The sequence below is a fragment of the Methyloglobulus sp. genome (assembly GCF_964779595.1).
Genome location: NZ_CBAROL010000052.1, coordinates 1 through 10,035, shown reverse-complemented (window position 1 = coordinate 10,035; position 10,035 = coordinate 1). Strand labels below are relative to the sequence as shown.

The following is a 10,035-nucleotide window of genomic DNA, read 5'->3' as shown; positions in this document are numbered from 1 at the left end:
AGAGTCAAGTAGAGGCTGTCATGCAAAAACTTAATCACAGACCACGAAAAACGCTAAACTACAAAACACCCCATGCGGTATTTTTTGGCGTCGACAAACGACAAGCCGCATGAATACTAGAATTGCACTTCAGAGTTGAATTCGCCATTCTTTAAATTACTATTTTTCTACGTCTTTATTAAAAATAAAGGATGCTTTCCATTAGGTTTTAGTTCCTTATTAAGCTGATTTTTTGACATTTAAGTGCTTTTTCATTCTCGTTACCGCAATAGACTATAAAATAAAGCAAAAAACATGCCGAAATAATTCAACATAACGATTAAATTACTGATTCTACTTAAAAACTATATTTTATAGGCCAACCCGTTGATCCAACGATAGCTGGACTGAGAGCAGATGAGAAGTTGAACCGCTGACCGGCAAATCTTATGCCGGGATGACAATCTTTGAAAGCTGATTTGACGAAGTAATGAGTTTTTGATGTGACAGTGCCAGTCGCAATATGACATATATTGTCAGCTTATTTATCGGACTTATATAACTCACGGATAAGCTAAGAAGCTCTCTCAAATCAAGCTTATCTGGGATTTCTTTAGATAAAAGGGGCGGTATCCATTACCGCTAAGTTGTATCGAGCAGTCCCTTCTATAAGGGAAAAAGATAAGTTTGGGTTTTTAGGAATTCCAGGTAACTTTCAACAATTGGCTAAGTAACCCCTGATTAGGCCCTTCCATGACCGAAGGAATCCATTTGTACATAAAGCCAGCCGCTCTATTCACCTTTAACCTTCCTTTCCAATTCAGCACGGCTGATGTGGCGGACATCTTCGCCCTTAATCATGTAGACCAAGTGTTCACAAATATTGCAAGCATGGTCGCCTATGCGTTCCAGTGAGCGCACAGTCCACAGGACGTTGATAGTACGGGTAATATTTCTAGGGTCTTCCATCATGTAGGTGATCTGCTGCCTGATGATGCTAGCATATTCACGGTCTACGTTTTCGTCCCTGCCCGTGATGGCGGGTACTTGTTCGACCGTCATCCGCGCAAACGCATCCAAGGCATCGTGCAACATAGCCTTGACCAAATCGGCTATATGCTGGATTTCGTAATACGATTCACTTTTGTTGCCTTCAATGTTGGATAGATGAATTGCCATTTTAGCGACATGCTCTGCCATATCACCGACCCGTTCCAATTCGTTGATGATCCGCAGGACAGTAATCAGTAGCCTCAAATCGAATGCGGTCGGTTGGCGCAGTGCCATGATCTGCATACATTCCCGGTCTAGCACTTTTTCCAGGGCATCAATCTGGTTGTCTTGCTTGATAACCTGCTCGGCCAGTTCTACATCTGAGGTAGTAAATGCCTTGATCGCCTGCTCAATCTGCTCTTCAACCAAGCCGCCCATCGTCAAGACGTGGTTCCGAATATCTTCGAGTTCTTTGTTGAATTGCTCAGAGATATGATGCCCGATATTGGTATTATCCATTTGATTTCTCCTGATTAACCGTACCGACCGGTGATGTAGTCTTCGGTTTGTTTCTTTTTGGGGTTGGTGAATAGTTGGCTGGTGTTGCCTATTTCAATCAATTCACCCATATACATGAATGCAGTATAGTCAGAAACGCGCGCAGCTTGTTGCATATTGTGCGTGACGATAACGATGGTGTATTTTTCTTTCAACTCGTTAATCAGCTCTTCGATTTTGAGGGTTGAAATTGGATCTAATGCCGAAGCGGGCTCATCCAATAGCAACACTTCTGGCTCGATGGCAATGGCTCTGGCAATCACCAAACGTTGTTGTTGTCCGCCGGATAAACCCAACGCGTTATCATTTAAACGATCCTTAACCTCATCCCAAAGCGCCGCACCTCTTAAGGCACTTTCTATGGTTTCGTCCAGCGTTCGTTTGTCATTGATACCTTGTATCCGTAAACCGTAAGCGACGTTTTCAGCAATAGACTTAGGAAAGGGATTGGGTTTTTGGAACACCATTCCTACACGTCGCCGTAAAGCCGCTACGTTGACCGATTTGTCATATATATTTTCATTATCCAGCAAAATCTTGCCGTCGATTTTTGCACTATCCACCAGATCATTCATACGGTTAATGCAACGCAGCAGGGTGGATTTACCACAGCCACTAGGTCCTATATACGCAGTTACCCTTTTTTTGGGTATATCCATACTGACGTTATGCAAGGCTTGCTTTTGTCCATAATGCAGGTTGAGGTTTTCTATTTTGATGGTTATCTCAAGCTGTTCTGAGGCACTATCGCGTCCACGTAAAATGGAATTCATGTCGATTGCGTGGGTACGTGTTTGTTCTGTCGTCACTATTAACCTTCCAATGCCCGATATTTTTCGCGCAAATTATTTCTGATAACAATTGCGGCTAGATTAAGTCCAATAATCACCAAGACCAGCAACAATGCCGTCGCATACACCAAAGGCCGTGCCGCTTCGACATTAGGGCTTTGAAAGCCGACATCATAAATATGAAAACCCAAGTGCATGAATTTTCTGTCCAAATGTACGAACGGCATATTGCCGTCCAGCGGCAAGGTGGGCGCAAGTTTAACCACACCGACCATCATTAGCGGTGCAACCTCTCCCGCAGCCCTGGCAACCGCCAAGATCATTCCGGTCATAATGGCGGGGCTAGCCATCGGTAAAACCGTGTTCCACAAGGTTTCAAATTTGGTGGCCCCTAATGCCAGACTGCCTTCTCGTATGGATTTTGGTATACGCGCCAAGCCTTCTTCGGTGGCGACTATGACGACGGGCAAAGTGAGCAGTGCTAGTGTTATTGATGCCCATAATAATCCTGGCGTTCCATAAACGGGTGCAGGGGCAGATTCGGGGTAAAACAGCTTATCAATATTACCACCCAGAATATAAACAAAAAAGCCCAAGCCAAACACGCCATAAACCACAGAAGGCACACCGGCGAGATTGTTGACCGCAATCCGTATCAAGCGTGTAGTAAAGCCTTGTTTGGCATATTCGCGCAGGTAAACCGCCGCGATAACACCAAAAGGCGTGACGATGAGGGACATAATCAACACCATCATGATAGTGCCGAAGATAGCGGGGAAGATACCGCCTTCGGTATTGGCTTCTCGTGGATCATCGGTCAGAAATTCGCCCAGCTTGCTGAAATAATGGCCTATTTTCTGGAACAGGTTCATGTTATTGGGTTGATATATCCTGACGACTTTAGCGACAGGAATAACTACTTCCGCACCACTGTCGGTTTTCGCCACCAAGCTGGCGCTCCTTATTTTTTGATATAAGGTTCTCAGCTGTATTTGGTATTGTTCGTATTGCTTTTTAAGCTCGGTTTTTTCATTTTCAATGGCTGCCTTAGCCGTTTCATCAAGCCGATCTTTTAATTCCAGGCTTCTTCCTTTTAGCCTTAACTGTTCCAAACTGTAATTAATCGCGCCGATTTCTTTCTTTTCCAGATGGGCGATTTCTTCATAAACGGTTAAGGCTTCGTCGATTTTTGTTTGTGCTACAGACCACGCTTCACCATCGCTGGCAAGGGTTTTACTGTTTTCTTTGACCGCGACAAGCTGACCGTAAAAATTGCCCCATTCCCGACGTTCTACCACCATGAGATCGGCAGGTTGGTCTTGGCTTTTAATATTGCTTTCCTGTAACCAGCGAAAATCAGCACCGGTAACGTCACGATTGCCGGTTTTAATCTGATACTGCACCAAGGCTTCTTCATTATCGGCCATTTTATAGCCGGAAATTTTTGCCGCAGCCGCAGGGGTAACGCTGGTGTCTACAATTTCCGCAAAAAGTGTTTTTACCTGGGCGTTATCTTCCTGATAACTGAACCGTGTGACTTGGGTAGGCCAGAAATGACCGATGCCGCGCACGACAATCAGGCCTAACACGCCGACGATCATAATCAGGCAAGCGCTGACCGCAGCCGCATTCAGCCATATCCAGGGTGACCCACTTTTAAACCATGAACTAATCATAATGAGCTGTATTTTTCCCGCAAGCGTTGGCGAATAATTTCTGCCAAGGTGTTGAATACGAAAGTGAAGATAAACAGCACTAAGGCCGCCAAGAATAACACGCGGTAATGGGTGCTATCGACTTCCGATTCGGGCATTTCCACGGCAATATTGGCAGCCAGTGTACGTAAGCCCTGGAACACGCTGAAATCCATGACGGGCGTATTGCCAGTAGCCATTAACACAATCATGGTTTCGCCAACAGCACGTCCCAAGCCGATCATGACGGCTGAGAAAATGCCTGGGCTGGCAGTCAACAAAACCACCCGCGTCATGGTTTGCCAAGTGGTTGCTCCCAATGCCAGAGAACCCACTGTCAAATGCTTGGGAACGCTGAAGATGGCATCCTCGGCTATCGAAAAAATGGTGGGGATCACCGCAAAACCCATTGCGATACCGACTACCAAGGCATTGCGTTGGTCGTAGCCGATGCCGAATTCACGGCTAAACCAGTCTCGTAACGTGCCGTGAAACAAAAAGGTTTCCAAAGGTACGCTTATGGTGAAAGCTAACCAGCTAACGATGATGATAACGGGTATTAAAATAGCAGCATCCCAGCCTTCAGGTATTTTTTGACGTAGGGTTTTCGGCAAATATTGCCAGAAAAAGGCGAATGACATAATGGCGATGGGCAGGGAAATCAGCGATAAGAACAATCCCGCCAAATGCTTTTCTATAAACGGCGCTAACCAAAGACCTGCCAAAAACCCTAATATGACCGTCGGCAGTGCACCCATGAGTTCTATAGTAGGCTTTACGACCTGGCGCATTTTCGGTGCCATAAAATATGCCGTATAAATCGCCCCCATCAGGGCGAGTGGCATGGCAACCAACATGGCATAAAAGGCGGCCTTCAATGTGCCAAAGACTAAAGGGATCAGGCTGTATTTGGGCTCAAAATCATTGCTGGCAGACGAGGATTGCCAGATATAATCAGGTTTTGGGTAGCTTTCGTACCAGACTTGTTGCCATAACGATTTTATGGAAACCTCTGGGTGTTCGTTTTCTAGTCGCCAAACATGGATTTTCCCATCTTGTGATTCTAGCAACAACCGATTCGCCCTTGGCGATAACAAGGCAGCTATCGGTGGTGACGTGCTGATGCGCTCTTTAATGAGTTCCCGTTCAGCCGTGGAATGGTATATACCGACGTAGCCACTGGCATCGACCGTCATGAAACCTTTGCGGCGTTGTTCCGATTCGATAGAAACAATCGCTTCGTTTGATACTTTAAATGAGCGGATTTTTTTAAAGGCGAGCTGCTTAAGTTCGTTTTTGACTTGTGTCCATTGTGACACCAAACCCGTTGAGTCGCCGACTAACAAGGAAAGGTCACCATTCAAGAACGTCAGGCTGGTAATTTTTTTCCACGCTTCCACTACGTTTTGTTGATGTTTTAATTTAGGCGCTGTTTTGTCGTTGATGTCATAAGCACTCAACAGGCCTTCGTCATCTACAAGGTAAAGTTGGCTATCTTCCTTATCAATTAACAGGTCAACAATCGTTTTAGCAGAAGCCTCCAACACCGCAGCTGTCCGGGTCGTGGTCGCTGCATCGGCAAATAAGGTTTGTTCCTTGGAAAAACTGACCAGATGCACTTTATCGGCGGCTTTTGCCACAACAATGGTCTTGTCAGCTTCTACCTTCACCGCAAGCTTTTCCAAAGCAGCACCGGACTCGTCGATTATCAGTGGTTGTTCGCCTAAGGGATATTCGATTGAAGGCGTAATCTGACGTTTATTGTTGGGATAAGTAACTTTGTATTGATGCTTTACGATGATTGCCCTGCCATCTGACAGCCCATAAGCAACACTAGCTTGGCTAATTAGGCTACTTTGGGCAAAGCTGGTGATATGGCTTCCTTCAGGAAGCGTTATTGCCTGAGCGAACAGAACCTTGCCAGTAGCAACATCAAAAAACACGACGTTTCCGCTGTCAGTAAAACGAACTGCCACTTCGTTTTGTTCTTCCGCTTCCAGCAACACAGTCTTGCCCAACGTTTTTTCAGGAACATCGTATTCGGCGATTGAACTAGCCGCTGCCGATCCAAACAAAGGCAAAACCACATAAAGCAAGTAAAAGAAAATCAATACGATAGCGACAATGACACCGAGACCGCCGCCGACAACGCCGTAACGTGCCAAGGCATCTTTTAGTAATCGCCACTTTTGGTAAGGTTTGCTTGCTGCAAGCGTTACCGCTGACGGTGTTGGGTTCGTTAGGTTCTCAGACATGCGACTATTGTAGTTTCAATAAGTGACAACTTTGTGTATTCATTACATTTAAACTTTAAAAAAACCCAGAAATCCATTTTAAACGTATTACTGACTAGGGACATAAAAAAATGGCCGAAGTCTGTTTCCAGTCTTCGGCCATATCGTCTGTGCAACCATTACTTTGAGGGGGAAATGGTTAATGCAGACTAAACATCCTTGTTTACGAGTCCTCGACCACTACAACACTGTTAGGTACGATCTACTTGATCGCCGCCAATGCCTTTTCTATGACATTCGCTGGCAATGGGATGTAACCATCTTTGATAACCGATTGTTGCCCCGTTTTTGACAATACCATCTTGATAAATTCATTTTCCAGCGGCGCTAACGGTTGGTTTGGTTTTTTGTTAACGTAAATAAACAGGTAACGTGTCAAAGGATAAGTCCCGTTGAGCGCGTTTTCAGGTGTGGCTTCAACAAAGCTTGTGCTGCCTTTTTTTGCCAAAGGCACCATTTTTACACCGGAAGTGGTATAGCCCATGCCAGAATAACCAATACCGTTGACGGATTCTGTAACTGACTGAACGACCGAGGCTGAACCTGGCTGTTCGTTAACATTACTTTTAAAGTCACCCTTACATAAGGCATGTTCTTTAAAATAGCCATAAGTACCCGATACTGAGTTACGCCCGTATAACTGCATACTTTTTGCGCCCCATGCTGCAACACCCGCATCACCCCAGGTCTCAATGCTGGCTGCGCCACCGCATTTGTTGGTGGAAGAAAAAATGCCGTCAACTTGCTCCATCGTCAAGCCTTTAACAGGATTGTCTTTATTGACCATAACGGCAAGGGCATCCACTGCTACGGGTATAGCGGTCGGTTTATAACCCTGTTTACCCTCGAAAGCTTCTATTTCATCATCTTTCATTTCGCGGCTCATAGGCCCAAGGTTGGATGTGCCTTCAGTCAGCGCAGGTGGCGCGGTAGAAGAACCTGCGGCCTGAATTTGAATATTGACGTTGGGATAAGCACGGTTAAAATCTTCTGCCCAAAGCGACATCAAGTTGGCTAAGGTATCAGAGCCAACGCTGGACAGATTGCCAGATATGCCAGTGGCGGCTTGATATTCAGGGATGGCAGCATCAACAGTCTGCCCTGCATGGGCAAAATTACCCGTAAGCCCAGCAGAAACAAGGCCCATCGCAGCAATAAGTGACTTCGTTTTAAACAGTAATTTCATTTTAGCTCTCTTATGATAGACAGTAGGTTTGGTTAGTACATTTAGTTTGCGGTAGCATAATCCCACTTTATGACAGAAATATGACAATGACACAATTTGCTTAACTTTCTTCTAGGTTTTCTTCCAACAAGGATTTTGGGTAGGTAATCGATAGCAATTGTGCACAGCCTTTGTCCAAATGCGACCAGTCATCGGGCAACATTAATCGTGCCAACGCGGCTGTTGGGAACAGTTTTTTATGGTCGGGCAAATCAGTTTCATTAACCAAATAGCTTAATAAATCTTCTAGCTCTGGGTTATGCCCAACCAGTAACACTCGGCTAAATGTAGCCGGACAATCAGCCAGCACGGACTTTACCCGGACTAAACCTTCATCATACAAGCGTTTTTCCTGCTGGATATGCCGATGGTCTACACTAAATAGGTCGCAAACTATTTTTGCTGTGGTAATTGCGCGGATTGCAGGTGAGCTGATAACCAGATCAGGCAAGGACTGAGCCTCTTTCATCCATTCGCCCATGCGCTTGGCATCACGTTTACCGCGCTTTTTTAACGTCCGGTCATAGTCTTCACTACTATCAAACCGTTCAGCTTTGCCATGTCGCAGTAACCATAATTCTCTACTCATATTGATGCTCGTGTTATGTTGATAATCACCTTTTATATCTTAAATCCGAACGATATATTATGTTGTCACAAAACATTAACACTAAAATATTACAGTTATGTGTAAACGACCACCATAAAAGGCATCCTATAGCATGAAGGCTACGCATTATGAGTTACCCACAACAATCACGGCTGAAAAACTGATTGCAACGTTAAGTGAAAAGGTTGAAATAGACCATTACTCTAAACAGTATTTTTTGAAAACCTATTATGACAGCTTTGATTGGCGCTTATACAAACAGGGCTTAAGCTGTGAATTTAATCGCTCGAAACAAACCTCTTCGCTGCAAATAAGCAATAGAAAAAATGGCGAACTTGTCGCCAGCACCATACTTTTTGACGTTCCGTCATTCAGCAAACAATTTAATCCCGGCAAAGTGCGCCAGATCCTAGAATCCACACTAGAAATGCGTGCGTTACTGGCAGTCTGTACCCTGGAATGTGAGGCTTATCACCTTAATATTGTTAACGAAGAAGGCAAAATTGTACTGTACGTACTGATCGAAGAGTTTGAATTACTCAAAAATCGCCTTACCCTCATTCCCGTCAAGGGCTATGACAAAGTTGCCGAGCGCATTACTGAAATGCTCACGGATCTGGGTTTAAAGACCGTTGACAAACCTTTGTTGCTAGCAGCATTAAGATTACAAGGCCGACATCCCAAAGATTATTCGTCGAAACTGGATATTCACCTTACCCCTGAAATGCGTGCCGACATCGCCAGCAAATACATATTCAGCTATCTGTTGCGGACTATCAGGGTGAACGAACAAGGAACGATAGCTGATATTGACAGTGAATTTTTGCACGACTTCAGGGTTGCAACTAGGCGAACACGCGTCGGACTAAGCCAAATGACGAATGTGCTGCCAGAAGACGTGCTTGCCCGATATAAGGAATTCTTCTCCTGGCTTGGGCAAATTACTGGGGAAACACGCGATTTAGACGTGTATTTGTTGAATTTTGAACAATACAAAAAGAAATTGCCTGCGATTATCCGGCAAAGCATCACCCCACTGCAACATTTTTTGGCTGCAAAAAAGCTAAAATCGCACAAACAACTCGCCAGAAAACTGCGTTCAAGCAAGTACTTAAAGCTGCTCGCAGAATGGGAAGAATACCTTTCTTCGTCCCCATCTCAAAATCCAACTGAAGCGGATGCCACATTGACCATAAAGGAGTTAGCCAATAAAAGGCTCTGGAAAGCTTATAAGCAAGTTATCAAGGAAGGCGAGGCGATTGACCGCCATTCACCGCCGGAAGCACTGCATAAGCTCAGGAAAACCTGCAAAAAATTGCGATATTTAATGGAATTTTTTCAAAATCTTTATCCAGAACGGCGTATTGATAAATTAATTACGCGTTTGAAAAGTCTGCAAGATGTTTTAGGAGATTATCAAGACTACGTTATCCAACAGGAAAAACTAAAGCAATACAGTGAAGAGATGCAGACCATCAACACACCCAACAAAACCTTCCTGGCGATGGGGGTGTTGATACAGGACTTTGAAAACCGCAAATGCAAAACCAGAGGTCGCTTCGCCACACATTTTGAGAGTTTTATAAAGCCCGGAAACCAGGAATTGTTTTGTACCCTTTTCAAGCCTGGGAAATAAGTGGAAATGATACCAATCCCAATAAATCCGCAATGATCTCTTCCCCTTCCAATCTTCAGTCACAAAACCTTCATACAACTGTCATCATATTTTAACTTGGTTGCTCCACACTGATGCTGTCGAAATCTTTTTAAAAGGCTTAAGCCATGTATAAGACATCATCCAACAAACACCATTTCAAACATAATGACTTCTTCAGTATGGCGGCAGCCTTGACGGCATTGAGTTTGGTTGTGGCTTGGGCTGTTGAGTTAC

7 protein-coding genes are annotated in these 10,035 nt (G+C 44.6%); 1 reads left to right on the top strand and 6 read right to left on the bottom strand.

Annotated features, from left to right (window positions below):
- Window positions 1–771 precede the first annotated feature (771 nt).
- From phoU to AC1YY3_RS12250, 6 genes are all read right to left on the bottom strand, one after another.
- Window positions 772–1,491, bottom strand: coding sequence for a phosphate signaling complex protein PhoU (phoU, locus tag AC1YY3_RS12275; RefSeq protein ID WP_481825102.1), 720 nt, complete (start codon window positions 1,489–1,491; stop codon window positions 772–774).
- Window positions 1,492–1,505: 14 nt separating this feature from the next.
- Window positions 1,506–2,303 (bottom strand): phosphate ABC transporter ATP-binding protein PstB, encoded by a 798-nt coding sequence (gene pstB, locus AC1YY3_RS12270; RefSeq protein WP_481825108.1) that lies wholly within the window; start codon window positions 2,301–2,303, stop codon window positions 1,506–1,508.
- Between the two features lie 38 nt (window positions 2,304–2,341).
- A complete protein-coding gene (gene pstA / locus AC1YY3_RS12265) occupies window positions 2,342–3,997 on the bottom strand; it encodes a phosphate ABC transporter permease PstA (RefSeq protein ID WP_481825103.1) in 1,656 nt (551 codons plus the stop codon).
- Window positions 3,994–6,270, bottom strand: coding sequence for an ABC transporter permease subunit (locus tag AC1YY3_RS12260; protein ID WP_481825104.1), 2,277 nt, complete (start codon window positions 6,268–6,270; stop codon window positions 3,994–3,996). The genes pstA and AC1YY3_RS12260 overlap by 4 nt, the downstream gene beginning before the upstream one ends.
- Before the next feature lie 241 nt (window positions 6,271–6,511).
- Window positions 6,512–7,495: a PstS family phosphate ABC transporter substrate-binding protein gene (locus tag AC1YY3_RS12255; protein WP_481825105.1), complete on the bottom strand. Its 984-nt coding sequence runs from the start codon at window positions 7,493–7,495 to the stop codon at window positions 6,512–6,514.
- 100 nt (window positions 7,496–7,595) lie between these two features.
- Entirely contained in the window at window positions 7,596–8,123 is a 528-nt protein-coding gene (locus tag AC1YY3_RS12250; RefSeq protein ID WP_481825106.1) for a SixA phosphatase family protein, read from the bottom strand.
- Between the two features lie 133 nt (window positions 8,124–8,256).
- Between AC1YY3_RS12250 and AC1YY3_RS12245 the strand changes: the two genes are divergently transcribed.
- The gene (locus AC1YY3_RS12245; RefSeq protein ID WP_482194520.1) at window positions 8,257–9,780 is read left to right on the top strand and encodes a CHAD domain-containing protein; all 1,524 of its coding nucleotides are present in this window, start codon (window positions 8,257–8,259) and stop codon (window positions 9,778–9,780) included.
- Window positions 9,781–10,035 lie beyond the last annotated feature (255 nt).